The organism is Altererythrobacter sp. KTW20L (assembly GCF_023501975.1).
In the GTDB taxonomy this organism is placed as follows: Bacteria; Pseudomonadota; Alphaproteobacteria; order Sphingomonadales; family Sphingomonadaceae; genus Alteraurantiacibacter.
Map to the genome: position 1 here is coordinate 168,317 of NZ_JAMFLH010000006.1, position 24,272 is coordinate 192,588.

Consider the following 24,272-nt stretch of genomic DNA (forward strand, 5'->3'; position numbering starts at 1 on the left):
CCCCAATTTGGGGAGGATCATCACCCCAGCCGCGCCAGCGCTGCGCTGAGCCGTTCGGCCTCGGCGGCGTGTATGGCATGATCGGCGCGGGCCTTTTCGACTGCTTCGGGCTTGGCCTTTTCGACAAACGACGGGTTGTTCAACCGCCCTTCAAGGCTGCGGGCTTCCTTGGTGGAAAGTTCCAGCGCTTTTGCCAGCCGCGCCTTTTCGGCCGCGATGTCGATCACGCCTTCCAGCGGCACCACCAGGTTGGCATCGCCTGCACCGATCTGCATGGCAGCACCGGCAGGCGCAGCTTCGAAGCGGATGCCGTTCAACCGCGCCAGCCGCTCGATCACCGCCGGGTTGCGCTCGATCACGCCGCGCGTGGCGGGCGAGGGATCGGGCAGGAAGGCATCGAGCTTGGCACCGGGCGAAATGCCCAGTTCGTTCTTGGCCGTGCGCAGGTTGCCGACCAGGGCAATCAGCCAGTCGACCTCGGCCTTGGCTTCGGCATCGACACAGGCGGCAGGTTCGGGCCATTTGGCGAGAATCAGCTCGTAGGGCCGGTCCCCCTGCGCGTGCCACAGTTCCTCGGTGATGAAGGGCATGAAGGGGTGCAGCATAACGAGGATCTGGTCGAGCACCCATCCGGCGACGGCCTTGGTCTCCTCGTCGAAGTTGCCCTTCACCAGTTCGATGTACCAGTCGCAGAACGTGGCCCAGGTGAAGTGGTATACGGCATTGGCGGCAGCATCGAAGCGCAGGTCCGCCATGGCCTGGTCGAGCGTGGCGAGGGTCTCGACCAGTTCGCCCACGATCCACTTGTTGACCGCGCTGGTGGCCTGCGGCGCGGCGAGACTTTGCGAGGCACCGATGCCGTTCGCCTGGCAGAACCGCGTGGCGTTCCACAGTTTGGTGGCGAAGTTGCGATAACCTTCCACCCGCCGCTCATCCATCTTGATGTCGCGACCCTGGCTTTCCATCGCCGCCATGAAGAAGCGCAGCGCATCGGCGCCATAGAGGTCGATCAGGCCCAGCGGATCGACCACGTTGCCCTTGGACTTGGACATCTTCTGCCCGTCGGGCGCGCGCACCAGTCCGTGCAGGTAGAGCCGCGGCCAGGGGTTCTGCCCCGTCATCGCCTGCCCCATCATCAGCATCCGCGCATCCCAGAAGAACAGGATGTCGAAGCCGGACACGAGCAGGTCGTTGGGATAGTGACGCTGGACGAGGTCAGTCTGTTCCGGCCACCCGAGCGTGGCGAAGGGCCACAGGGCGGAGGAAAACCAGGTGTCGAGGACGTCGGGATCGCGGGTGAGGCTCACGCCAGCTCCGGCCTGCGCCTGGGCTTCTTCCTCGGTCTCGGCCACGAAAATGCGGCCATCATCGGCGAACCACGCCGGGATCCGGTGCCCCCACCACAGTTGCCGCGAAACGCACCACGGTTGGATGTTGTCCATCCAGTTGAAGAAGGTCTTTTCCCAGGTCTTGGGGACGATCTCCACCGCGCCGCTCTTCACCGCCTCGATCGGGGCTTTGGCGAGTTCGCCGGCGTTCACATACCACTGGTCGGTCAGCCACGGTTCGATCACCACGCCGCCGCGATCGCCATAAGGCGTCTGGATGGTGCGCGGTTCGGCATCGTGTTCCACCCGCTCGCCATCCTTTTCGACGACGTGCGGGATCAGGCAGCCGAGTTCCTTCAGTTCGGCCACCACGGCGGCGCGGGCGGCGAAGCGCTCCATGCCGAGATACCGTTCGGGGATCAGGCCGTCCGCTGTCTGGCAGAGGTTGGCATCGGCATCGAGCATGTTGAGCATGTCACCCGCCGCAATCCCGGCGCGCCTGCCCACTTCGAAGTCATTGAAATCGTGCCCCGGGGTGATCTTCACCGCACCTGAACCCAGTTCCGGGTCGGCGTGTTCATCGGCCACGATGGGGATGCGCCGTCCGGTAATCGGCAGGGTGACGAACTTGCCGACCACGCTGGCATAGCGCTCGTCCGCCGGGTTCACCGCCACGGCCATGTCGGCCAGCATCGTTTCGGGGCGCGTGGTGGCCACCTCGATGTAATCCTGCCCGCTGCCGAGGCGCACGTCATCGGCCAGCGGATAGCGGAAGTGCCAGAAGCTGCCCTTGATCTCGCGCGTTTCCACCTCGAGGTCGGAAATGGCGGTCTTCAGCTTGGGGTCCCAGTTGACCAGCCGCTTGTCGCGATAGATCAGACCGCGGTCATAGAGGTCCACGAACACCTTCACCACTGCGCGGGTGAAATGCGGGTCCATGGTGAACTGCTCGCGGCTCCAGTCCATCGAACAGCCGAGGCGGCGGAGCTGGCGGGTGATCTGGCCGCCGCTTTCTTCCTTCCACTCCCACACCTTGGCGATGAAGTCCTCGCGGCTGTAGTTGGTGCGCTTGTCTTGGGCGAGCTCCAGCTGGCGTTCGACGACCATCTGCGTGGCGATCCCGGCATGGTCGGTGCCCACCACCCACAGGGCATCTTTGCCCTTCAGGCGCTCATACCGGATCACAATGTCCTGCAGAGTGTTATCCAGGGCATGGCCGATATGCAGGCTGCCGGTAACGTTGGGGGGCGGATTGACGATGGTGAAGGGTTGCGCATCCGGGCGTTCAGGCCGGAACAGGCCGTTTTCTTCCCAGTGGGCATACCAGCGCGCCTCGATGGCGGCGGGGTCGAAGGTCTTGTCGAGTTCGCGGGTCATAGCGGGCCGCCTTTGCCAGCGCGGGCAGACAAGGGCAATGGGGCTCATGTCCCCTCTATGCCTTGCCCGCGCCTCCTTTTGCCAGCATAGCTGGTGCAATCATGCGTGAATGGGCAGACTACACCATCGAGGAAGCGGGGGGGCGAACCACACTGGTGGTGACCGGGCCCTTGCTGGTCTCGACCATCGGCAAGCTCGATGCCGCCCTGCGGACGGTGGAAGGTCCGGTGCAATTCGTGGACATTTCGAAGGCCGCGCCGATCGATACGGTGGGGGCCTGGGTCATCCACCGCTTTGCCGAGGAACAGCAGGCCGAAGTGCTGGGCGCCAGCGAGCAGGCCGAGATCCTGATCGACACGGTGACCGGCAGTGCCAGCGCCGAGCCGATCTCGCCGGTACTCGACCGCCTGATAACCCGCGTGCCCGAACAGGTCGGCACTTTCGTGACCGGGGCGGTGCATGAAGGCAAGCACAACCTGGGCTTCCTGGGTGCGGTGATCATGGCGTTTGCCGGGGTGATCCGCCACCCGTCGCGCTTCCGCCTGCGCGCAGTGGTCCACCAGATGGAGCTGGTCGGCGTGACCAGCCTGCCGATTATCGGCCTGATGAGCTTCCTGATCGGCATCGTCATCGCCCAGCAGGGCGCAGTGCAACTTGCCCAGTTCGGGGCCGAGACGCTGACGGTCAATCTTGTCGGCCGCATCACCTTGCGCGAACTGGGCGTGCTGATGACCGCGATCATGGTGGCGGGTCGTTCGGGCAGCGCCTTTGCCGCGCAACTTGGCACGATGAAGCTGACCGAGGAAATCGACGCCATGCGCACGATTGGCGTCTCGCCTATGGAAGCGCTGGTCGTGCCGCGGATCCTGGCGGCGGTGATCATGATGCCGCTGCTGGGCTTCTATTCGGCCTGCATGGGCATTCTGGGCGGCGCGGTGCTCGCCGATGTCTCGCTCGGCATTCCCTTCCTCACCTTCCTGTCGCGCATCCAGGAAGTGGTGCCGGTCTATGATTTCTACGTCGGTATGGCCAAGGCGCCGGTGTTCGGCCTGATCGTGGCCATGGCGGGCTGCTACCAGGGCTTGCGCGTAGAAGGGAATGCGGAGGAAGTGGGCACCCGCACTACCAAGGCGGTGGTCCAGGCGATCTTCATGGTCATCGTGCTCGACGCCTTCTTCGCCATCTTCTTCACCAAGATCGGCTGGGCATGATGGCGGACATTGATGATCTGCCGGTCAATCCCGACCTGTCGGACGAGACTTTCGACGGCGAATACACGATCGTGATCGAAGGGCTGGTCAACCGCTTCGGCGATTTCGCGGTCCACGAAAATCTCGACCTCAAGGTGAAGCGCGGGGAAATCCTTGGTGTGGTCGGCGGATCGGGTACGGGCAAATCGGTGCTGATGCGCTCGATCATCGGCTTGCAGATCCCCGACGAAGGCACCATCGAGGTGCTGGGCAAGGATATCCGCGCCAAAGAGGATGATGACGAGATCGGCCTGCGCAATCGTTGGGGCGTCCTGTTCCAAGGCGGGGCACTGTTTTCCACCCTGACCGTTGGGGAGAATGTGCAGGTTCCCCTCAAGCAGTTTTACCCCGAGCTGTCGCAGCAGTTGCTTGACGAAATCGCCGGCTACAAGACCGTGCTGAGCGGCCTTCCGGCAGAAACGGCCAGCAAGTATCCGTCCGAGCTTTCGGGCGGGATGAAGAAGCGCGCTGGCCTCGCCCGCGCGCTGGCGCTCGACCCTGAACTGCTGTTTCTCGATGAACCGACCGCCGGGCTCGATCCCATCGGCGCTGCCAAGTTCGATGAACTGCTGCGCGAACTGGCCGATACGCTTGAGCTGACAGTGTTCCTCATTACCCACGACCTCGATACCCTGCACGCCATCTGCGACCGGGTCGCCGTCCTGGCCGACAAGCAGGTGATCGCGGTGGGTCCGATTGAGGAACTGATGGAAAGCGATCATCCGTGGATCCAGGAATATTTCAACGGTCCGCGCGGGCGGGTGGCCCATGCGGGCAGCCAGAGGCCGAAGGGGGCAGGGGCATCCGCCAAAACAACGGGACCGGCCAAAGCGATAGACAAGCCAGCGGCAGGCGGGGCATAGCGGGGGCACCATGGAAACACGCGCCAATCATATCTGGGTCGGGGTCGTCACCCTGCTGCTGCTGGCCCTGGCGGCGGTGTTCTTTGTCTGGCTGGCCAGACTGGGCGATACCAACCGCAAGGAATACGACATCTTCTTCCAGCAATCGGTCGGCGGGCTGGCGCGCGGATCGTCGGTCGCCTTCAGCGGTGTGCCGGTGGGCCAGGTGACCGAGATCGAGCTGTGGGAACGCGATCCGGAATATGTCCGGGTGCGCATCCGGGTGGAGGATTCCGTGCCGGTACTGGTTGGCACCACGGCGGCAATCTCGTTCAGCTTCACCGGCGTGTCCACGCTCAACCTCGAGGGCGCCCGGCGCGGTGCGGCACCGATCACCTGCGAGACGACGGCCTGCCTCGAAGGTGTGCCGGTGATCCCGCCTGCGGGCGGGGCCATCGACGAAATCCTTTCGAGCGCGCCGCTGCTGCTGGAACGGCTGGCCACGCTGACCGACCGGCTGACCCGTGTGCTGGACGATGACAACCAGGCATCGATCGGCGGCATCCTGCGCAATACCAATGCGATCAGCGCCGAACTGGCTTCCGCCTCGCCGGAAATCCGCCGGACAATGGTGGAACTGCAATCGACGCTGGCCCAGTCCACGCTGACGCTGGCGGCGTTCGAGGATACGCTGAACAGCGCCGATGCCCTGCTGGAGAACGAAGGCCAGCCGCTCGCGGCCGACCTGCGGCAGACTCTCGCCTCGGCCCGCCAGGCAGCCGCGGCGCTGGAAACCACGCTAGGCCAGGTTGAGCCAATCTCACGCCAGTTGAACGAGAACACGCTGCCCGCCGCCGAAGCCACGATGCGCGACCTCAGGCGGACCAGCGAAACCCTGCGCGGGTTGACCGATACACTCGCCAGCGAGGGCGCCGGATCCCTGCTGAACTCCAGGCCCCTGCCGGATTACAAGCCATGATCATCCCGGTCCCGCGCGCGACAGGAGCATCCTGCATGCCAATCAAGCCCGTTCTTGCCGCCCTTGGTGCAATGCTCCTGGCCGGTTGTGTCAGCATAGGGGCGGGCGGCAAGCCACCTGAACAGCTCTACACCCTGACCTCCGTGGCCACGGTGGCTGCCGGCGCCACGTCCGAGGGTGACGTGGCGGGTGCCCTGGCCGTGACCGAGCCTTCGGTGCCGCATCACCTCGACGTATTGCGCGTGCCGGTCCAGGTGAATGCCAATTCGCTCGCCTACCTGCAGGACGCGGTCTGGTCGGAAAAGCCCGCCCGCCTGTTCCAGCGCGTGCTGGCCGAGACCATCCGCTCGCGCGGCGGTCGGCTGGTGGTGGGCGCGGGAGAGCTTGAATATGCCGCGCAGACCGCACTGGGCGGTGACTTGCTTGCGATGGGTTACGATGCGACGCGTGGCCGCGTGATCGTGCGCTACGATGCCATGCTGCGCCTGCCCGATGGCACGGTCCGCACCCGCCGGTTCGAGAGCGAAGTAACCGGCGTACCCGCCGATGCCACCCTGGTTGGCCCCGCCCTCAATCGCGCGGCCAACGACGTGGCGGCGCAGGTGGCGGACTGGGTGGGGTAATCAGGTCCGCGCGGCCCTGATAAAGTCTAGCGCCAACCCGAATGCTTCCGCCCGGTTGGCGCGGCGTTGTTCGGCGTTGTGTTCCCAGCCCCACAGTTCGGCCTGCCAGTCCTCCTCAGCATTGGACGCGGTGAACAGGCTCGGCGCATCGGCGCCGGGTTCCAGCGCTGCCAGCGCGGTAATGAGCGAGGCCGACAGCGAGGCGAGGTTGACCAGCCCCGCCAGGGCGAAATCATCCAGCGGTTCCAGCTCTGCACGCATAGCGGCGAGGGCTTCGGGCTTCTGCGGACGGTGGAGCACACCGCTGACCCGCACGATCGACACGCCCAGCCGGGCCTCGCAGCCCGTCACCAGCGGCTCCCACAGCTCGCGCTGGCGCTGATAGCTCGGCTCGTCCGGGTCGGCGCGGTAACACAGGGTGTCGGTTTCGGCATAGGACATCAGCTTGGCCAGCGTGGCCGTGCGATCTGGCCGCACCACGTCGATCGCATAGTCCGCCATGTCGCGCATGATGAAGCTTGCCGGGTCGATCTCCTCGCCCTGGACGCGCCATTCGCCGGCTAGCAATTCGGCCAGCGGCGCCGTCGACAGGACTTGTGGCGATCCGTTGGCAGTGCGGATGGGCCGGCCATCGAGCATGATCCGCCAGCCGCCATCGGCCTGCGCCACGGACACTTCGGAGTAGAAACGCTTCATTTGTCAGCCCGCCTCATTTCCTGGGCGGCAGCCTGTCGCCGGTGCGCCACAGGCGGGCGAAAACTTGCGGCATGACGAAGGTTTCCACCATGCCCAGCACGATCAGCAGGTAGGCGGCCCAGTCGGGCAGGTCGACCATGCGTTGCAGTATTGCGATGCCCAGCAGGATCATCGCCACCCCGGCAAAGCGCATGGCGGCGATCGCCATGAACCGGCCCCTGGCTTTCGCTTCCCTCTCGGCCGCCGTGTCACTCTCCGATTGCATCGAGCATCTCCTCCAGTTCCCCCGCCGAACCGGCGACCGCGCTGGCTCCGGCACCAAGCAGTTCGTGCGGCTCATGATAGCCCCAGCCCACGCCCAGCGCCATGGTTCCTGCGGCCCCGGCGGCCAGCATGTCATAGGCGGTATCGCCGATCATCACGGTCCGGGCAGGGCTGGCGGAAACCTCGTCCATCGCCGCCAGCAGCATGGCGGGATCGGGCTTCGAGGGGTGGCGGTCGGCAGTCTGCAGCGTGGCAAAGCAATCGAGCAGGCCGTTGGCGGCCAGTGTGGCGCGCAGGCCCCGGTCGCTCTTGCCGGTGGCGACACCCAGCACCCAGCCACGAGCATGGAGCGAGCGGACCAGCGCTTCCACGCCGGGAAACAGCGGTTCGTGCAGTGATCCATCCAGCCGGGCTGCGCGAAAGGCGGTCTTGTAGGCATCGACCGCGTGTAGCCGCTGTTCTTCCGGCGCGTCGGGCACTAGGCTCAGCACGGCCTGCGGCAGGCTGAGGCCGACGATGCGGCGGACCTGCGCGGGAATTGGCGCGGGCAGGCCGGCGAGGTCGAAGGCCGTATCCATCGCCCGGCACACGGCAGCCTGGCCATCGGACAAGGTGCCGTCACAATCGAAGATCGCGAGACGAGTGGCGTTCGGGCGAAAGGCCCTCACTTGCGCGGCCTTGCCGGCTTCGGTGCCCCTCCCGGCTTTTTCGCAGCAGCGGGTTTGCGCGGGCCTGCGGGCTTTCGCGCACCGGCTGGCTTGCGATCACCTGTGGTCTTGCGATCACCAGCGGTCTTGCGGTCGCCCGCACCCTTGCGATCACCCGGCGCCTTGCCGCGCTCGCCCGGCCGCCGCTCGCCGGTCTTGCGCTCGCCCCGGCGTTCCTTGCGGTAGAGCTTGGCGTGGGCTTTCGAGGCCTGCTTTTCCTCTTCCTTTGAACGCGGCTGGCGGCCGGCTTCGGGCTCGGCATCGCTCATCAGTTCGTCGAAGCCAAGCTGTTCCATGCTGGCGGCAAAGTGTTCGGGCAGTTCGGCCGTCTCGTCGATCAGTTCGCCATCCGGTGCCTCGATGATCAGGCGGCGCGCGTGGAGGTGCATCTTGCGGCTGATCGTGCCGGTCAGGAAGGCATCGGGCCCACCGTATTTGCCGTCACCCACGATCGGGTGGCCGATGGCCGCCATGTGGACGCGCAACTGGTGGGTGCGGCCGGTCATGGGCTGCAGTTCCACCCACGAGGCGCGGTTGCCCGCCTTGTCCACCACGCGATAGAGGGTCTTGGCCGCTTGCCCGTGCTCCAGATCGACATGCATCTTCTCGCCGCCGCTGCCCGGCTGCTTGGCAATTGGCGCCTCGATCGTACCCGCCTTCAGCTGCGGGACGCCGACCACCAGCGCCCAGTAGATCTTCTTGGCACTGCGCCCGGAAAAGCGCTTGGAAAAAAACGCCGCGCTGCCAGCGCTGCGGGCCACGAGCAGCACGCCGGACGTATCCTTGTCCAGCCGGTGCACGAGGCGCGGGCGCGGTTCGTGGGGCTCGGCATATGCATCGAGCAGGCCATCGACATGGCGCGATGTCTTGGTGCCGCCCTGGGTGGCCAGGCCCGGCGGCTTGTTGAGCACCAGGGCCGACTTGCTGCGGCGGATCAGCATGGCTTCGGCCTCGGCCTCGTCCTCTGGCGAAAGAACGTGGCGGGTGGGGCCCTTCTTGGCCGGATCGTCACCACCCGGCGGCACGCGCACGACCTGGCCTGTGGCGATGCGGTCATCGGGCTTCGCCCGCTTGCCATCGACTCTGAGCTGACCGGTGCGCGCCCAGCGCGATACCGTGCCGAAGCCGACCTGCGGCAGGTGGCGCTTGAACCAGCGGTCGAGCCGGACGCCGTCATCATCCTGCTGGACGGTGAACTGGCGCACGTTCTTGTCGTCGGGCGCTTCGGTTCTTGCCTTCTGGGCCTTCGGACGCTCGGCACCCTCGCCAGCGTTGTCGTGCGGATCGTAGCTCATGTGCCGAGCCGCGCGATGGCGAGGCCGAAGATCAGGCCGCTGACGCCCAGACCCAGCGACAGCAGGGCATAGAGCCCGGCAATCCCGACCTGCCCGCGCTGGATCAGCATGGCCATTTCCAGGCTGAAGGCGGAAAAGGTGGTGAAGCCGCCCAGCAGGCCGATGCCCACCAGCAGCCGCCAGCCATCGGTTTCCGCCCCCATCCGCACGAGGAAGCCCGCCAGGAAACCCATGGCGAGGCTGCCGATGGTGTTGACCGCCAGCGTGGCCCAGGGAAAGACCGACATCGGCACAGGGCCGAGCCAGACTGTCATCAGGCGGCCTAGCTGGTAGCGCAGCACCGATCCTGCGGCACCGCCGACAGCGACATAGAGGGTGGCGGCAAATGGGGAAGACATGGACATGGTCTGTGCCTTAGACTGATGTGCGCGGTTTCGGAAGGCTTGTCGCAGGCGCGTGCGACGGCGAGCACGCAGGTGCTTTCCGGCGCTTGCCTTTGCCCACGAATTCGCTTAGGGCGCGCCCAATATTGCCGTTCCTTCACCGGATTCGGCGCAACATCCTTTGTTTTACGGGTCCAGTGCCCCGCGCCAGTTGCAAGCGGGATTCGGACCATTTGACCGATTAGAAAAGGTGGCTTGGTTTTATGCAGATCATGGTTCGCGATAACAATGTCGAGCAGGCACTGCGCGCTCTCAAGAAGAAGCTGCAGCGCGAAGGCGTGTATCGCGAGATGAAGCTGCGCCGCCATTATGAAAAGCCCAGCGAAAAGCGCGCCCGTGAAAAGGCCGCCGCCGTGCGCCGCGCCCGCAAGATGGAGCGCAAGCGCCTGGAGCGTGACGGCTGAGCTTGCGCCTTTAGCGCAAGCATTTCAAACAGGGGCGTGGAGAGGCATCTCTCGCGCCCCTTTTTGTTTGTTTCGAATACCCACGTAATCCGTTCTTTTCAGGATCACCCCCCGATGACCGAAGTTACCCGCGTACCGCTGCAGCCCATCGCTTCGGGCTCGATGATGAAGTTCTGGCTCGGCGTGCTCGTCGGCGCGCTGCTGGCCGGCGCGGTGGCGTGGTTCCTGACCCGCGAAGAGACAGTCGATGTCGATGTGGTGACGGCCGGCGAAGGCGCCAGCCCGGCCGAGGATGACCTGGCCTTCATCGAATATGTCGGCAAGCTGGAAGACGGCACGGTGTTCGACCAGTCGCCCCCGCGCAGCGGCATCCCGCCCGAGATCGACCACCTGATCCCGACCGGCGTGCCGATGGAACTGTCCACCGCGATCCCCGGCTTCCGCGAGGCGCTGATGCAGATGCAGAAGGGCGGCACCTACGAAGTCACGATTCCGGGCCACCTGGCCTATGGCGCCACGCCGCCTCCCGGCTCGCCCATTCCGCCCAATGCCGAACTGACCTTCGAAGTCACGCTGCATGATTTCCTGACGCCCGCACAGGTGCAGGAACGCTCGCAGCAGATCAACGAAGCGATGATGGCGGCCCAGGCAGGCGCTGCCGACGGGGAGGGCGGGGCTCCGGCTCCGGCACAGTAAGCCATGGCAGAGGGGGGCGCGGCAGTGGATAGCGCGCCCGACCCCGAGGTTGTCCTTCAAGATTGGCCGCCGCGCCCCTGGGTGCTGGCGGCCATTCTTGCGTCTGCAGGGCTGCTGCTCCACTTCCTGTTCGACGGCAACACGCCCGACCCGATCGATGGTGCGGGCGCGGCCTTCGTGTTCTTCGGTGCGATGTCTGCCGCCTTCGCCCTCGGTCCGCGTCGATGGGTTGAAGCTTCCGTGTTCGCGCTCATCGTCGGCTTGGTCATGAGCGGGATCGCCTGGCAGGTGCTGCGCAGCGAGAACGTCTGGGCCGGGCGCGAGTTCGCCTTTGCCGCCGGCGTCTTCGCCGTGGTCATATCGCTGCCGCTGTTCCAGGCGCAGTTCCACCGCACGCGGTTCGCCACCGATTACAAGCTCACCCATTTCCACGTCTGGACCGACGCCATCAGCGGCGCGGGCGCGCTGGCCTTTACCGGCCTGTCGTGGCTGATGCTGCTCCTGCTCGACCAGTTGCTGGGGCTGGTGGGGATCGACGTGATCGAGAACCTTGTGCGCGAGGAATGGTTCGGCTGGGTCTGGAGCGGCGGGGCCTTCGGCACGGCGTTGGGGGTGCTGCGCAACAACCTCAAGATCATCGGTTCCTTGCAGAATGTGGTGCTGATCGTGCTTTCGCTGCTGGCCGTGCCGCTGGCGCTGGCGCTGGCGGTGTTCCTCGTCGCGCTGGCAGCGTCCGGCGGGCAGGCACTGTGGGATGCGACCGATGCGGCGACCCCGGTGCTGCTCACCTGCGCGGTCGGCTGCTTCGTGCTGGCCAATTCGATCGTGCGCGACGATGGCGAGGCGATCAGCCGCAACCGTGTGCTGCGCGTGGTGGGCGTGGTGCTGGCCGCAGGCGTGCTGCCGCTGGCCCTGTTCGCGGCGGTTTCCATGGGCATCCGCATCGACCAGCACGGCCTGTCGCCCGAACGGATCTGGGGCCTGATCGCGGTGATCGTGGCCGTGGCCTATGGCCTGGCTTACTGGGCTGGCCTCGTGCGCGGTTTGAGGAAGGACTGGGCTGCGCGTCTGCGTGACGCCAACCTCCACCTCGCCGCTGCGACCTGCGTGCTGGCCCTAATCCTGGCCCTGCCGCTATTCGATTTCGGCGCGATTTCGGCGCGCCAGCAGGTGGCCCGGCTCGAATCGGGGCGGGTGAGCGCGCAGGAGTTCGATTTCACCGCGCTGCGCTGGGATTTCGGCGATGCCGGGCGGCGGGCGCTGGCGCGGCTGGCCGAGGGTGAGGGCGACGTGGCTGAACTGGCCACGGCGGCACTCGCGCAGACCGAGCGGGTGTGGGATTGGAATCGCGATCTGGTTGGAAGGGGCTTTGTCGGCACCCTGCGCCTAGAGACTGACGATCCAGCCTTGCGCGGGCGGGTCGAGGCATTCCTCGATTACGAACCATGGCGCTGCGCAGATTACTGTGTCGCGCTTGATCTTGGCGAACTGCCCGCAGGCAGCCATCGGATCGCGTTGGTCCAGCGGTACGGTTACGAAACCGTAGACTTGCCAGCAGTAGGTGCGGACGGGGAGACAATTGCGGCTGTGCCCGCAGACCCACGTGAAGTTGCGGCAGAGAATCCCGGCCCGTTGTCAGAGGATTCGGTTGTCGAAGTGCGGGAGGAAATGACCCGTTACATATACGTGGATGGCAAGAAGGTCGGCGAGCCGGTGGACAGCCAACCGATGGAAAGCCTGCTCATCACTATCCAGGACGCCGAATAGCTTGAAGGCTTTGAGGCTCGCCGCTAGTGCCAGCCCATGTCCGTAACCCGAGAACAAGTGGCCAAGATTGCCGCGCTGGCGCGCATCAATGTGGACGAGCACGAGCTTGACCGCATGGTGCCCGAATTCAACAACCTCCTCGCCTGGGTGGAGCAGCTGGGCGATGTCGATACGTCCTCCGTCGAGCCGATGACCGCAGTGATCGAGCAGAAGCTGCGCCTGCGCGCCGATGTGGTCGATGCCGACCCCCTGACCGGCGGCGGCAGGCGCGATGCCATCCTCGCCAATGCCCCTGCCGCCGAACACGGCTTCTTCGGCGTGCCCAAGGTGATCGAATAATGACCAACCTCACCGATCTCGGCGTAAAGGCCATCCGCGATGGCGTGGCCTCGGGCGCGTTTTCCGCGGTTGAGGTGGCAGAGGCGTTCAACGCCAATGTCGCGGCCGCTTCGGCGCTCAACGCCTTCATCGTCACCACGCCCGACCACGCGCTGGAAGCTGCCAAGCAGGCCGACGAAGCCCGCGCCGCGGGCAAGCCTGCGGGCCTGATGGCCGGCGTGCCCATCGGCATGAAGGACCTGTTTGCCACCCTCGGCGTGCAGACCACGGCGGCCAGCCACATCCTGGAAGGCTTCACGCCGCAGTACGAAAGCACCGTATCGCAGAAGCTGTGGGACGCGGGAGCAGGGATGCTGGGCAAGCTGAACCTTGACCAGTTCGCCATGGGTTCGTCGAACGAAACGAGCTATTTCGGCAATGTGATCTCGCCGTGGCGGCGCAATGACGGCGGCAATGCCGCGCTTGCTCCCGGCGGCTCCTCCGGCGGCTCGTCTGCCGCCATTGCCGCGCGGCTGTGCCCTGCAGCGACCGGCACCGATACCGGCGGATCGATCCGCCAGCCCGCCGCCTTCACCGGCATTGCGGGCATCAAGCCGACCTATGGCCGCTGCTCGCGCTGGGGCATCGTCGCCTTCGCCTCGTCGCTCGACCAGGCAGGCCCGATGGCCCGCAGCGTGGAAGACTGCGCGATCATGCTGGAGGCGATGGCAGGCTTCGATCCCAAGGATTCAACCAGCCTCGACATGCCTGTGCCCGCTTGGTCCACTTCGCTCAACGCGGACCTGCGCGGCAAGAAAGTCGGCATTCCGCGCGAATACCGGATGGACGGGACCGATGAGGAAATCCTCAAATCGTGGGACCATGGCATTGCCTGGCTGAAGGATGCAGGGGCCGAAGTGGTCGAAATCAGCCTGCCGCACACCAAGTATGCGCTGCCCGCCTACTACATCGTCGCGCCCGCCGAAGCCTCCAGCAACCTCGCCCGCTATGACGGTGTGCGGTACGGCCTGCGCGACCTGCCCGATGGTGCGGGCTTGCAGGACATGTACGCCGCCACCCGCGCCGCCGGTTTCGGCGACGAGGTGAAGCGCCGCATCCTCATTGGAACCTATGTGCTCAGCGCCGGGTTCTATGACGCCTACTACACGCAAGCCATGAAGGTCCGCACCCTGATCCGCCGCGATTTCGATGCCGCTTTCGAGAAGTGCGACGTGATCCTCGCGCCGACCACGCCCACCGCCTCGTTCCCGCTGGGCGACAAGGTGGACGATCCCTTGGCGATGTACCTGAACGACGTGTTCTCGGTGCCTGCCAGCCTTGCTGGTCTGCCCGCGATGAGCGTTCCGTGCGGCCTCAACAAGGATGGCCTGCCGCTGGGCCTGCAACTGATCGGCAACGTGTTCGACGAGCAGGGCGTGCTGAATGCTGGCCTCGCCATCGAACAGCGCGCTGGGTTTACCGCCGCACCGGAGCGCTGGTGGTAGCATGCCCGGCACGCTGATCCTCAAGTTCCACCCCGGCTATGTGCCGTCGAAGGTGAATGCCGCGATGACGGCTGCGGTTGAGGGGCTGGATGGGGTCGAGACGGTGGATATGTACGCCCTCTACCCGCACGAGGAGCAGCTGAAGGCCGCCGAGGATGCCGAGATCGAGCGGCTCTATCAGGCCGACCGCCTCTGCGTGCAGTTCCCCATCCACTGGTTCGCCGCCACCCCGCGGGCGATGGCGTGGCAGGACCTGGTGCTGAACCGCATGTTCTTCACCCACAAGGAAGAGGGCAAGCGGCTGAAGGGGCTGCCGTTCTTCGTGGCGGCCACCGCAGGGCAGGGCAAGGACACCTACCGCCCCGGTGGCCAGAACCTCTATCCGCTGGAGGAACTGCTGCGCCCGTGGGAATGCACCGCCAACCAGAGCCACTTCGCCTACGAACCGCCGTTCCTTGCCTACGGCGCGGATGATTACGACGATGCGGACCGGGAGCGGGTGGCGGAAGAATTTGCCGCCCGTATCAAGGGGTGGACTGCCACCAAGCCCGAGGCGAATTAATGAAACGTTCGCTGATCGTCCGGCCACAAAATGGGTGGGGTTGGACCGATGGCAAGGCGACGGTTGATGAGCCTGCCGCATTTCGGGCCAACCTTCTTCCGCACGGCGAGGGTTGGGTTGGTGAGGTGGAGGACGGCCCATATATGGGTTGGAGATTAGATATGTCGAAGCGCCATGCAGGCGAATTTGACGGGCTGGTAAACGTGTTGATGCAGGACAGCGAAGGGAAACGAAAGCTGTCCGGGTATGCCGAAATCTCAAGGGACTTGATGGACGTATGAGCAACTACCGCATCCACGGCGCAACGGGCGATTGGGAGGTCGTGATCGGCCTTGAGGTCCATGCGCAGGTCACCAGCAAGGCCAAGCTGTTCAGCGGCGCCTCCACCGAATTCGGCGCGGAGCCGAACGCGCAGGTCAGCCTCGTCGATGCCGCCATGCCCGGCATGCTGCCCGTGCCCAATGCCGAATGCGTCCGCCAGGCAGTGCGTACCGGCATGGCGATCGAGGCTGAGATCAACAAGTGGAGCCGGTTCGACCGTAAGAACTACTTCTATGCCGACCTGCCGCAGGGTTACCAGATCAGCCAGCTCTACCACCCCATCGTGGGCGAAGGGAAACTGCTGATCGAGGCGGACGAGAAGGCGGGTATTCCGCACGACAAGATCATCGGTATCGAACGCATCCATATCGAACAGGATGCCGGCAAGCTGATGCATGACCAGCATCCGACCATGTCCTATGTGGACCTCAACCGCGTGGGCGTGGCGCTGATGGAGATCGTCAGCCGCCCGGACATGACTTCGCCCGCCGAGGCCGGGGCCTATGTGCGCAAGCTGCGCGCCATCCTGCGCTATGTCGGATCGTGCGACGGCAACATGGAAGAAGGCTCGATGCGGGCCGACGTCAACGTGTCGGTGCGCAAGGTGGGCGACCCCGAGCTTGGCACGCGGACCGAGACCAAGAACGTCAATTCCGTCCGCTTCGTCATGGCTGCGATCGAGCACGAGGCGCGCCGCCAGGTGGACGTGCTGGAGGATGGCGGCACGATCGTGCAGGAAACCCGCCTGTTCGATCCCGGCACTGGCACCACGCGGTCGATGCGCAGCAAGGAAGACGCGCACGATTACCGCTATTTCCCCGATCCCGACCTGCTGCCGCTGGAACTCGATGACCAGTTCCTGGCCGATTGCCGCGCCAGCTTGCCTGAACTGCCCGATGCCAAGCGCAAGCGCTATATCGAGGAACTGGGCCTCAGCGAGTACAATGCGCGCGAACTGACCGCCGATGTCGAAGTGTTTGCCCGCTTTGAAACGCTGTTGGCGGCCACCGCCAGGGGTATCGGCAAGCCCGAGAACGAGGTGGCCACGCAGGTCGCCAACTGGTCGCTCTCGGTCGCGCCGGGCGTGATGAAGGCGCTGGGCGACGAAGCCAATCCCGCCCACGCCACCGCCGAGGCGCAGGCCGCGATCCTCGACATGCAGGCCAAGGGCGAGATCAGCGGCGGGCAGGCCAAGGAGATCTACGAGATCGTCCTGAAAACCGGCCGCGATCCCGCCGAGGTGGCCGATACCGAAGGCCTCAAGCAGCAGAGCGACTCTGGCGCGATTGAGGCAGCCGTCGATGCCGTCCTCGCCGCCAATGCCGACAAGGTCGAACAGTATCGCGGCGGCAAGGAAGCCCTGTTCGGCTTCTTCGTGGGCCAGACGATGAAAGCCATGCAGGGCAAGGCCAACCCCGGCGTGGTCAACAGCGTGCTGAAGGCGAAGCTGGGCTGACCCTGCGCCCTTCCATCGTCCTCGTCCATCCCGAAATCCCCGGCAATACCGGCGCCGTGGGGCGCACCTGCGTGGCGCTGGATATGGAACTGGTGCTGATCCATCCGCTCGGCTTCACCATCACCGATGCGCGAGTGAAGCGGTCGGGGCTGGATTACTGGCCCCATGTGCGGCTGGTGGAATTCCGTTCATGGGCTGCCTTCCTGGAAGAACGCCAGCCGCGTGATGACCAGTTGTTCCTGTTCGAGGAGTTCGGCAGCAGCAGCTTCTATGAACCGGAATATCCGGACGATGCGATCCTGGTTTTCGGGCAGGAGACCAAGGGCCTGCCCAAAGCCATTATCGAGCAGCACGCGGACCGCCTGTTCAGGCTGCCGATGCGGTCGGAGCATATCCGCTCGTTGAACCTCGCCAACACCGTGGCGGCGGCGGCCTACCAGGCGCTACGCGGCAAGCTCTAGCCGAACAGCGCCCATCCAGCCGCGCCACCAGCAGCAATTATCGCCGGGGCGACCCACCCGCCCTTCAACGAAAACGCGGCTGCCAGCGCGAGCACGAAGACCGGTGCGGACAGCAGCGGATCAGGCAGGCGAGCCCACGCCGCGGCGCCCAGTTGTAACAAGGTGGCGGCAATGACCCCCACGACAGCGGCAGCCACGCCATCCAGCGTGCGGTGGAGGCGCTGGTTCTCGATCACGGCCTCCAGCCGCTCAAACAGCAACAGCGAGAAAGCGAAGGCGGGTAGGAACATGCCAGCCGTGATGGCCAGAGCGCCCGGTACGCCGCCCGCGATATAGCCGGCGAAGGTGGCGAAGATCACCAGCGGGGCGGGCAGCATGTTGGCAAAGGCGACCCCGTCAAGGAACTCCCCGTCGCCAAGCCAGCCGCGACCCACGGTGTCTTCCCTGACATAGGGGATTGCAGTATAGGCTCCGCCGAAGGTCAGCAGCCCACCTTTCAGCCCCGCCACGAACAGCGCCAGCAGGGTGACATCCTGCGCGGGACCGCCAGGCAACGTGGGTGCAGGAGCTGTCGCTGGCAACAGCGCATAGGCCGCCACCATGGCGAGCGCGGCAAATAAAACGCGCAGGCCCGGCCGAGTGCTTCCGGCATAGGCAAAAGCGGCGGCCACAAGGGGCAGCCAGAACGGCACGTCCGCCAGGGTGGCGGCTGCCGCGATGAAGCCCAGCGCCCACAACCATCTGTCTGTCAGCACGTGACCGCCGATCCGCTGGACCGCGCGGGCGATCACCGCCAGCACCGCTACCTGCACGCCTAGCAATACGCTGTCGAAGGTGTCGCGCCCGGCGACCAGCGTTGAATAGGCAAAGCCGCAAGCCAGCATCAGGATAAAGCCCGGCAGCATGAAGCCAAGCCCCGCCAGGATCCCGCCGATCCGTCCACGCGCAATGATGCCCATGTGGACGCACAGTTCGTGCGCTTCCGGGCCGGGCAGGATCTGCATCACCGCCAGCAGGCGGTTAAACCGTTCGAGCTCGATCCAGCGCCCCTCTGTCACCAGCGCCTGCTTGACCATGGCGATCTGCGCGATCGGTCCTCCGAATGCGAGGCAGCCGAAGCGCAGGAATTTCAGGAACAGGGCTGGCAGCGATATCTGCGGTGGTGCGGCCGGGAGCTTGTTGTCGGGCAGGGTCATGCAGGCTCCTCAGGCTGCCTGACTAGCTGCGCAATGCGCGAAACTAAAGCTCTCCCGCTGCCAGGTATTCCACCTCCATGCCCAGGGTGGCGATCTGGTCATCGATCACTGCGCGGTCACCCACCACCACGATCGCCATATCGCGCGGGTGGAGGTACTGCGCGGCGGCGGCATCGATATCGGCAGCTTCGATGGAGCGATAGATTTCCGGCAGGCGTTCCTGGTAGTCGTCCGGTCGACCGAACAGCCTGTTAGCCAGCAGGGCTTCGAGCACCTGGTCGTTGGTTTCGAACCGGTTAGGCAGGCCGCGCGCGTTGCCGTCGGTCACGCGCTGCAGTTCCACCTGATCGACTGGGCGCTGGTCCGGGAAGGCCTCCATCTGCTCGACAATGGCGCGAATGGAATCCGCCGTGCGATCGGCCTGGACTGCGGTGGAAACGGTGAAGGCTTGCGGTCCCACGCGGCCCGGCAGGTTCGAGCGTACGCCATAGGTCCAACCCCGCGTCTCGCGCAGGTCCATGTTGAGGCGTGACAGGAAGCCGTTGCCCATCACTTCATTCGCCAGTTCCAGCGGCTCGGTCCCTCGGGCCAGGCCGGTCAGCGGTAGCAGGCGGGCCATGAGCAGCACCGATTGCGGCGAATTGGGCCGGTCGATAACGACCAGGCGTTGGCGGGCTGCCGGGATCGACGTGTCGATGGCCTTGGTGGGGCGGGCGGCGGGCAGCAGGGCCCAGTCACCGAAAGCGCCCTCTAGCAGCGGCAGGAGGCTGGCCATGTCGATATCGCCCACTACGGTGAAGCTGGCAAGATCGGGGCGGAACCATTCGCTGTGCTCGGCGCGCAGGTCGGCCGTGGTCAGGCGCTGGACCACCTCGCTGGTGCCGATGGTCGAGGCCATGGCATAGGGGTTTTCGCCGAACAGTAGGCGGCCCATGGCGCGGCTCGCCAGCTCGCCCGGCTGGGTGCGCTCCTCGTCGATTTCGGCCAGCCTCTGGGTCTGCACGCGGCCGAAGGCATCTTCAGCGAAGCTGGGGTTGAGCGTGATGTCGGCCATCAGGCCCAGCGATTGCGGCAGGCTGCTGGTCAGCGATGTCAGCCTGACCGTGGTCGTATCGACGCCTGCACTCGCGCTCACGCTGGCACCCAGTTCCTCCTGCGCGATCAGGATGTCGAAGGTGTCGCGGGTGGTTGTGCCTTCGGCCAGCATATCCACCATCATCTGGTGCCGTCCTTCCTCGCCCGGGCCATCGACCACGGATCCTGCATCGAATGTCAGGGCGATGGTGACGGTGGGCACGGTTTCGCGCTGCACCAGGGTGACGGGCGTGCCGTTCGACAGCGTGGCGCGCTGGGCGGCGGGGAAATCGAGCGCGGGAACCTCGCCCACGGCGGGCAGGTCGCGCGGCGGGCCGGAGCGGGCGGCAACCTGGCCGCCGCCGGCATCGGGCGCGGGCGGGGGATTGGTCGCCTCGTCACCCCAGCCGCCCATTGCTCCGCCATCCAGCGTGCGATCCCCCGGCACCACGGCCAGAGTATAGGCCGGGCGGTTGAGCCAGCGTTGCATGGCATCGCGCACTTCTGCCGGGGTCACTGTTGCCACACGCTCCAGCTGGGTGCGATAGAACGCCGGATCGCCCGAATAGAGCAGCCCTTCGGCCAGGACCATGCCCTTGCCGCCAAAGCCGCCCACGCTTTCCAGGCTGCCGACAGAACCGGCGATGATCTGGGTGGCCGCGCGGCGCACTTCGTCGGCCGTCGGTCCTTCGGCCACCAGCCGCGCGATTTCGGCATCGAACAAGGCTTCGGCCGCAGCGCGGTCCTCGCCCGGGACAAGGTCGAACTGGGTGGACAGGAAGCCGATCTGCTCCAACGCGAGGAAACTGGCATAGACGCTGGTTGCCAGTTCCGCGTCATAGACCATCGACAGGTCGAGCCGCGAGGTGGCGAGGCCGCCGAGGATGTGCATGCCGACCTGCAGCGGGACGGCATCGGCATGGTTCAGGTCCGGGCCGGTCCAGCTGCGCATCACACGGACCTGGCTGACCTGGTCGGCCATTTCCTCGGTGATGGGCGCTGGCAGATCGACCGGCGCCGCATCCACCGTCACCACATCGGGCCCGCGCGGAATGTCGCCGAACCAGCGCTCCACTGCGGCGCGCGCGGTGGGAACGTCGATATCGCCCGCCAGCGCCAGCACCACGTTGTTGGGGCCATAGTTGTCGCGGAACCAGTTGCGCACGTCTTCCAGCGTCGCGGCGGACAGGTCGGCCATCGAGCCGATGGTGGAATGGCGATAGGGATGGCCCACCGGCAGCAGCACTTCGCTCACCCGGTAATCGACCAAGCCGAACGGCTGGTTGTCGCCCTGCCGCTTTTCATTCTGCACCACGCCGCGCTGGGCATCGAGCCGCTCCTGGCTGACAGCGCCGAGCAGGTAGCCCATGCGGTCCGCTTCCATCATCAGTGCCAAGTCTAGCGCACTGGTCGGCACGGTTTCGACATAGTTCGTGCGGTCAAACCAGGTGGAACCGTTGGTGGGGGTGGACCCTGCGCCTTCCAGCGGAATGTCGAAATTCTCCACGTTCTCGCTGCCGGTGAACATGATGTGTTCGAACAGGTGGGCAAAGCCGGTGCGGCCGCGCGGTTCGTGCTTGGAACCCACGCGGTAATAGACCGTGACCCCCACGATCGGGGCCTTGCGATCGGTGTGGACGATGGTGACAAGGCCGTTGTCGAGCGTGAAGGTCTCGTAGGGAATGTCTACCTGCTCGACCAGCGCGGCGAGGTCCGCTGCGGGCGTTACTGCTGGCGGTGCCGAAGCGATTGGCGCGGCACCTTGCGGGGTGGCGCAGGAGGCCAGCAGGATCGCGGGGACGAGGGCGGAGAAATAGCGAAGCGGTTTCATCTGTATCAACTACCACCGTGGAATGGACTGTCCAGCGTTTCGGCAAGCATTTCGGCCACCAGTTCGCACCACTTGACCCACATCATTGTGCGTAAATCGACGAAGGGTGAAACTGGCGCGGCAAGGAACTTCGCGGCAGGTCTTGCATCGTAGTGTCGGCCAGCCGATCTAACGGGCTAACACACTTGCCGAACGACAGGTCTTGTGTTGCAACATTGCAACACTATCTGGGGTGGAAATGGGACCAAGGGGCCAGACGACATGAACCTCGAAAAATTCACTGACCGCGCCAAGGGCTTCCTGCAAGCCGCGCAAACCGTGGCGATCCGCATGAACCACCAGCGGATCACACCCGACCACATTCTCAAAGCCCTGCTGGAAGACAGCGAAGGCATGGCCGCCGGGCTGATTAGCCGCGCGGGCGGTTCCGCACCGCTGGCCGTTGCAGCCGTCGATGCCGCGCTGGCCAAGGTGCCGGCCGTTTCGGGCTCGGGCGCGCAGCAGACGCCGGGGCTGGATAACGATGCCGTGCGTGTGCTCGACCAGGCAGAGCAGCTCGCCACCAAATCGGGCGATGCCTATGTCACGGTGGAGCGGATGCTGCTCGCCCTGGCGCTTGCCACTACCACGGCGGCGGGCAAGGCGCTGGCGGGCGCGGGCCTCACCCCGCAAACGCTCAGCGCTGCCATCGAAGCCCTGCGCAAGGGCAAGAGCGCCGACAGCGCCAATGCCGAGGCGACCTATGATGCGATGAAGAAGTTCGCCCGCGACCTCACGCAAGCCGCGCGTGACGGCAAGCTCGACCCGGTGATCGGGCGTGACGAGGAAATCCGCCGCACGATCCAGATCATCGCCCGCCGCACCAAGAACAACCCTGTCCTGATCGGCGAGCCCGGCACCGGCAAGACCGCGATTGCCGAAGGGCTGGCGCTGCGCATCGCCAATGGCGACGTGCCCGACAGCCTGAAGGACCGCACGCTGATGAGCCTCGACCTCGGCAGCATGATCGCGGGCGCGAAGTATCGCGGCGAGTTCGAGGAACGGCTGAAGAGTGTACTCGATGAGGTGAAGGGCGCCGACGGCCAGATCATCCTGTTCATCGACGAGATGCATACCCTGATCGGCGCTGGAGCGAGCGAAGGTAGCATGGACGCGGGCAACCTGCTCAAGCCCGCGCTTGCCCGCGGCGAGCTGCACTGCATCGGCGCGACGACGCTCGATGAATACCAGAAATATGTCGAGAAAGACCCGGCCCTGCAGCGCCGCTTCCAGCCGGTGTTCGTGGACGAGCCGAGCGTGGAGGACACGATCTCGATCCTGCGCGGGCTGAAGGAGAAGTACGAATTGCACCACGGCGTGCGCATCACCGATGGCGCCATCGTGGCCGCAGCCCAGCTTTCCAACCGCTACATTGCCGACCGCTTCCTGCCCGACAAAGCGATCGACCTGATGGACGAGGCCGCCAGCCGCATCCGCATGGAAGTGGAAAGCAAGCCGGAGGAAATCGAAGGCCTCGACCGGCGGATCATCCAGCTCAAGATCGAGGAATCGGCGCTTGGCCGGGAAACCGACACGGCCTCCAAGGACCGCCTTGCCGCCCTGCGCGAGGAACTGGCCAACCTTGAACAGCAGTCGAGCGAGCTGACCACGCGCTGGCAGAACGAGCGCGACAAGATCCATGCCGAGGCGCGGATCAAGGAAGACCTCGACAAGGCGCGGATCGAACTGGAACAGGCCCAGCGGCAGGGCGACCTCGCCCGCGCGGGCGAGCTGTCATACGGCACGATCCCGGCGCTGGAAAAGCAGCTGGCCGAAGCTGCCGGTCTCACCGAAAACGCACTGCTGCGCGAGGAAGTGACCGAGGACGACATCGCCAGCGTGGTCAGCAAGTGGACCGGCATCCCGGTGGACCGGATGATGGCGGGCGAGCGCGAGAAGCTCCTGCGGATGGAGGAAGTGATCGGTGCGCGGGTGATCGGCCAGGCCGACGCTGTGCGTGCCGTGTCCAGGGCCGTGCGTCGCGCGCGGGCGGGCCTGCAGGATCCGAACCGACCGCTGGGCTCGTTCCTGTTTCTCGGCCCAACGGGCGTCGGCAAGACCGAACTGACCAAGGCCCTGGCCGAATTCCTGTTCGACGATGACAACGCCATGGTCCGCATCGACATGTCGGAGTTCATGGAAAAGCATGCTGTCGCCCGACTGATCGGCGCGCCTCCGGGCTATGTCGGCTATGACGAGGGCGGGGTGCTGACCGAGGCCGTGCGCCGTCGCCCCTATCAGGTGGTGCTGTTCGACGAGGTCGAGAAGGCCCACGCCGACGTGTTCAACGTGCTGTTGCAGGTGCTGGATGATGGTCGCCTGACCGACGGGCAGGGCCGCGTGGTCGACTTCTCCAACACCCTCATCATCCTCACCAGCAACCTCGGCAGCCAGTATCTCGCCAACCTGGCGGACGGGCAGAGCGTGTCCGACGTGGAGCCGCAGGTGATGGACGTGGTGCGCGGGCATTTCCGGCCCGAATTCCTCAACCGGCTGGACGAGATCATCCTGTTCCACCGCCTGGCGCAGGAACACATGGCACCCATCGTTACCATCCAGGTCGGGCGGGTGCAGAAGCTGCTGAAGGACCGCAAGATCGTGCTCGACCTCACAGAGGGCGCGCTCGCCTGGCTCGGCCGGGTGGGCTACGATCCGGTCTATGGCGCACGGCCCTTGAAGCGGGCGGTGCAGCGCTACCTGTCCGACCCCCTGGCCGAAAAGCTGCTGCAGGGCGAAGTGCCCGATGGCTCGACCGTCAAGATCGACGAGGGCGACGGTGCGTTGGAGATGGTGGTCTCCTGACCGATCAGGTCACCAACGGATCCCGGCTTGTAAATT

At 65.5% G+C, this 24,272-nt stretch carries 22 protein-coding genes; 14 read left to right on the forward strand and 8 right to left on the reverse strand.

The features are described from left to right. Nucleotides 1-20 precede the first annotated feature (20 nt). A complete protein-coding gene (locus tag M3P36_RS07825) occupies nt 21-2,705 on the reverse strand; it encodes a valine--tRNA ligase (RefSeq protein WP_249702688.1) in 2,685 nt (894 codons plus the stop codon). A gap of 101 nt (nt 2,706-2,806) precedes the next feature. On the opposite strand from M3P36_RS07825, the gene M3P36_RS07830 reads away from it, so the two are divergent. The 4 genes from M3P36_RS07830 to M3P36_RS07845 are packed head-to-tail and all read left to right on the forward strand — an operon-like array spanning nt 2,807 to nt 6,399. Further along, nucleotides 2,807-3,916, forward strand: a complete 1,110-nt coding sequence (locus M3P36_RS07830) for an MlaE family ABC transporter permease (RefSeq protein WP_249702689.1) — start codon at nt 2,807-2,809, stop codon at nt 3,914-3,916. Continuing rightward, nucleotides 3,916-4,818 carry an ABC transporter ATP-binding protein gene (locus tag M3P36_RS07835; protein ID WP_249702762.1) on the forward strand — a complete coding sequence of 301 codons (903 nt, stop codon included), beginning with the start codon at nt 3,916-3,918 and terminating at the stop codon, nt 4,816-4,818. The genes M3P36_RS07830 and M3P36_RS07835 overlap by 1 nt, the downstream gene beginning before the upstream one ends. A 10-nt stretch (nt 4,819-4,828) precedes the next feature. Continuing rightward, a complete protein-coding gene (locus M3P36_RS07840; RefSeq protein WP_249702690.1) occupies nt 4,829-5,776 on the forward strand; it encodes an MlaD family protein in 948 nt (315 codons plus the stop codon). Nucleotides 5,777-5,811: 35 nt separating this feature from the next. Then, complete coding sequence (locus M3P36_RS07845) at nt 5,812-6,399, forward strand: ABC-type transport auxiliary lipoprotein family protein (RefSeq protein WP_249702691.1); 588 nt, start codon at nt 5,812-5,814, stop codon at nt 6,397-6,399. On the opposite strand, the gene M3P36_RS07850 is transcribed toward M3P36_RS07845, so the two are convergent. Genes M3P36_RS07850 through crcB form a run of 5 tightly spaced genes read right to left on the reverse strand, consistent with a single transcriptional unit; the run spans nt 6,400 to nt 9,765 of the window. Continuing rightward, on the reverse strand, nt 6,400-7,095 hold the full coding sequence (locus M3P36_RS07850; RefSeq protein ID WP_249702692.1) for an ATP12 family chaperone protein: 696 nt from the start codon (nt 7,093-7,095) through the stop codon (nt 6,400-6,402). A 13-nt stretch (nt 7,096-7,108) separates the two neighbouring features. Continuing rightward, a complete protein-coding gene (locus tag M3P36_RS07855) occupies nt 7,109-7,360 on the reverse strand; it encodes a hypothetical protein (protein WP_249702693.1) in 252 nt (83 codons plus the stop codon). Continuing rightward, entirely contained in the window at nt 7,344-8,027 is a 684-nt protein-coding gene (locus tag M3P36_RS07860; RefSeq protein WP_249702694.1) for an HAD-IA family hydrolase, read from the reverse strand. Before M3P36_RS07860 ends, M3P36_RS07855 begins: the two co-directional genes overlap by 17 nt. Further along, on the reverse strand, nt 8,024-9,361 hold the full coding sequence (locus M3P36_RS07865; RefSeq protein ID WP_249702695.1) for an RluA family pseudouridine synthase: 1,338 nt from the start codon (nt 9,359-9,361) through the stop codon (nt 8,024-8,026). Before M3P36_RS07865 ends, M3P36_RS07860 begins: the two co-directional genes overlap by 4 nt. Continuing rightward, nucleotides 9,358-9,765 carry a fluoride efflux transporter CrcB gene (crcB, locus tag M3P36_RS07870; protein WP_249702696.1) on the reverse strand — a complete coding sequence of 136 codons (408 nt, stop codon included), beginning with the start codon at nt 9,763-9,765 and terminating at the stop codon, nt 9,358-9,360. Before crcB ends, M3P36_RS07865 begins: the two co-directional genes overlap by 4 nt. Nucleotides 9,766-10,007: 242 nt before the next feature. On the opposite strand from crcB, the gene rpsU reads away from it, so the two are divergent. From rpsU to M3P36_RS07915, 9 genes are all read left to right on the forward strand, one after another. Further along, nucleotides 10,008-10,208, forward strand: coding sequence for a 30S ribosomal protein S21 (rpsU, locus tag M3P36_RS07875; RefSeq protein WP_249702697.1), 201 nt, complete (start codon nt 10,008-10,010; stop codon nt 10,206-10,208). Nucleotides 10,209-10,322: 114 nt separating this feature from the next. Beyond that, nucleotides 10,323-10,904, forward strand: coding sequence for an FKBP-type peptidyl-prolyl cis-trans isomerase (locus tag M3P36_RS07880; RefSeq protein WP_249702698.1), 582 nt, complete (start codon nt 10,323-10,325; stop codon nt 10,902-10,904). A gap of 3 nt (nt 10,905-10,907) precedes the next feature. After that, a complete protein-coding gene (locus tag M3P36_RS07885; RefSeq protein WP_249702699.1) occupies nt 10,908-12,671 on the forward strand; it encodes a DUF4153 domain-containing protein in 1,764 nt (587 codons plus the stop codon). Nucleotides 12,672-12,707: 36 nt separating this feature from the next. Beyond that, nucleotides 12,708-13,010, forward strand: coding sequence for an Asp-tRNA(Asn)/Glu-tRNA(Gln) amidotransferase subunit GatC (gene gatC, locus M3P36_RS07890; RefSeq protein WP_249702700.1), 303 nt, complete (start codon nt 12,708-12,710; stop codon nt 13,008-13,010). After that, nucleotides 13,010-14,494: an Asp-tRNA(Asn)/Glu-tRNA(Gln) amidotransferase subunit GatA gene (gatA, locus tag M3P36_RS07895; RefSeq protein WP_249702701.1), complete on the forward strand. Its 1,485-nt coding sequence runs from the start codon at nt 13,010-13,012 to the stop codon at nt 14,492-14,494. Before gatC ends, gatA begins: the two co-directional genes overlap by 1 nt. A 1-nt stretch (nt 14,495) precedes the next feature. Next, complete coding sequence (locus M3P36_RS07900) at nt 14,496-15,056, forward strand: NAD(P)H-dependent oxidoreductase (protein WP_249702702.1); 561 nt, start codon at nt 14,496-14,498, stop codon at nt 15,054-15,056. Next, complete coding sequence (locus tag M3P36_RS07905; RefSeq protein ID WP_249702703.1) at nt 15,056-15,337, forward strand: hypothetical protein; 282 nt, start codon at nt 15,056-15,058, stop codon at nt 15,335-15,337. The genes M3P36_RS07900 and M3P36_RS07905 overlap by 1 nt, the downstream gene beginning before the upstream one ends. Next, nucleotides 15,334-16,833: an Asp-tRNA(Asn)/Glu-tRNA(Gln) amidotransferase subunit GatB gene (gatB, locus tag M3P36_RS07910; protein WP_249702704.1), complete on the forward strand. Its 1,500-nt coding sequence runs from the start codon at nt 15,334-15,336 to the stop codon at nt 16,831-16,833. The genes M3P36_RS07905 and gatB overlap by 4 nt, the downstream gene beginning before the upstream one ends. Nucleotides 16,834-16,847: 14 nt before the next feature. Further along, nucleotides 16,848-17,294, forward strand: coding sequence for a tRNA (cytidine(34)-2'-O)-methyltransferase (locus M3P36_RS07915; RefSeq protein ID WP_349630557.1), 447 nt, complete (start codon nt 16,848-16,850; stop codon nt 17,292-17,294). On the opposite strand, the gene chrA is transcribed toward M3P36_RS07915, so the two are convergent. Further along, a complete protein-coding gene (gene chrA, locus M3P36_RS07920; RefSeq protein ID WP_249702706.1) occupies nt 17,291-18,490 on the reverse strand; it encodes a chromate efflux transporter in 1,200 nt (399 codons plus the stop codon). The two genes, M3P36_RS07915 and chrA, sit on opposite strands and share 4 nt — an antisense overlap. Nucleotides 18,491-18,533: 43 nt before the next feature. Continuing rightward, the gene (locus M3P36_RS07925; protein ID WP_249702763.1) at nt 18,534-21,395 is read right to left on the reverse strand and encodes a M16 family metallopeptidase; all 2,862 of its coding nucleotides are present in this window, start codon (nt 21,393-21,395) and stop codon (nt 18,534-18,536) included. A 261-nt stretch (nt 21,396-21,656) separates the two neighbouring features. Between M3P36_RS07925 and clpB the strand changes: the two genes are divergently transcribed. Then, a complete protein-coding gene (gene clpB, locus M3P36_RS07930; RefSeq protein ID WP_249702707.1) occupies nt 21,657-24,236 on the forward strand; it encodes an ATP-dependent chaperone ClpB in 2,580 nt (859 codons plus the stop codon). Nucleotides 24,237-24,272: the final 36 nt, after the last annotated feature.

Excerpts from the sequence above, each read along its gene's own strand:
- M3P36_RS07840 (WP_249702690.1), top strand. The coding sequence starts at position 4,829 with ATGGAAACACGCGCCAATCATATCTGGGTCGGGGTCGTCACCCTGCTG.
- M3P36_RS07850 (WP_249702692.1), bottom strand. The coding sequence starts at position 7,095 with ATGAAGCGTTTCTACTCCGAAGTGTCCGTGGCGCAGGCCGATGGCGGC.
- clpB (WP_249702707.1), top strand. The coding sequence starts at position 21,657 with ATGAACCTCGAAAAATTCACTGACCGCGCCAAGGGCTTCCTGCAAGCC.
- M3P36_RS07825 (WP_249702688.1), bottom strand. The coding sequence starts at position 2,705 with ATGACCCGCGAACTCGACAAGACCTTCGACCCCGCCGCCATCGAGGCG.
- gatB (WP_249702704.1), top strand. The coding sequence starts at position 15,334 with ATGAGCAACTACCGCATCCACGGCGCAACGGGCGATTGGGAGGTCGTG.
- M3P36_RS07845 (WP_249702691.1), top strand. The coding sequence starts at position 5,812 with ATGCCAATCAAGCCCGTTCTTGCCGCCCTTGGTGCAATGCTCCTGGCC.
- M3P36_RS07885 (WP_249702699.1), top strand. The coding sequence starts at position 10,908 with ATGGCAGAGGGGGGCGCGGCAGTGGATAGCGCGCCCGACCCCGAGGTT.
- M3P36_RS07925 (WP_249702763.1), bottom strand. The coding sequence starts at position 21,395 with ATGAAACCGCTTCGCTATTTCTCCGCCCTCGTCCCCGCGATCCTGCTG.
- chrA (WP_249702706.1), bottom strand. The coding sequence starts at position 18,490 with ATGACCCTGCCCGACAACAAGCTCCCGGCCGCACCACCGCAGATATCG.
- crcB (WP_249702696.1), bottom strand. The coding sequence starts at position 9,765 with ATGTCCATGTCTTCCCCATTTGCCGCCACCCTCTATGTCGCTGTCGGC.
- gatA (WP_249702701.1), top strand. The coding sequence starts at position 13,010 with ATGACCAACCTCACCGATCTCGGCGTAAAGGCCATCCGCGATGGCGTG.
- M3P36_RS07905 (WP_249702703.1), top strand. The coding sequence starts at position 15,056 with ATGAAACGTTCGCTGATCGTCCGGCCACAAAATGGGTGGGGTTGGACC.
- M3P36_RS07900 (WP_249702702.1), top strand. The coding sequence starts at position 14,496 with ATGCCCGGCACGCTGATCCTCAAGTTCCACCCCGGCTATGTGCCGTCG.
- gatC (WP_249702700.1), top strand. The coding sequence starts at position 12,708 with ATGTCCGTAACCCGAGAACAAGTGGCCAAGATTGCCGCGCTGGCGCGC.
- M3P36_RS07830 (WP_249702689.1), top strand. The coding sequence starts at position 2,807 with ATGCGTGAATGGGCAGACTACACCATCGAGGAAGCGGGGGGGCGAACC.
- M3P36_RS07855 (WP_249702693.1), bottom strand. The coding sequence starts at position 7,360 with ATGCAATCGGAGAGTGACACGGCGGCCGAGAGGGAAGCGAAAGCCAGG.
- M3P36_RS07835 (WP_249702762.1), top strand. The coding sequence starts at position 3,916 with ATGGCGGACATTGATGATCTGCCGGTCAATCCCGACCTGTCGGACGAG.
- M3P36_RS07865 (WP_249702695.1), bottom strand. The coding sequence starts at position 9,361 with ATGAGCTACGATCCGCACGACAACGCTGGCGAGGGTGCCGAGCGTCCG.
- rpsU (WP_249702697.1), top strand. The coding sequence starts at position 10,008 with ATGCAGATCATGGTTCGCGATAACAATGTCGAGCAGGCACTGCGCGCT.
- M3P36_RS07880 (WP_249702698.1), top strand. The coding sequence starts at position 10,323 with ATGACCGAAGTTACCCGCGTACCGCTGCAGCCCATCGCTTCGGGCTCG.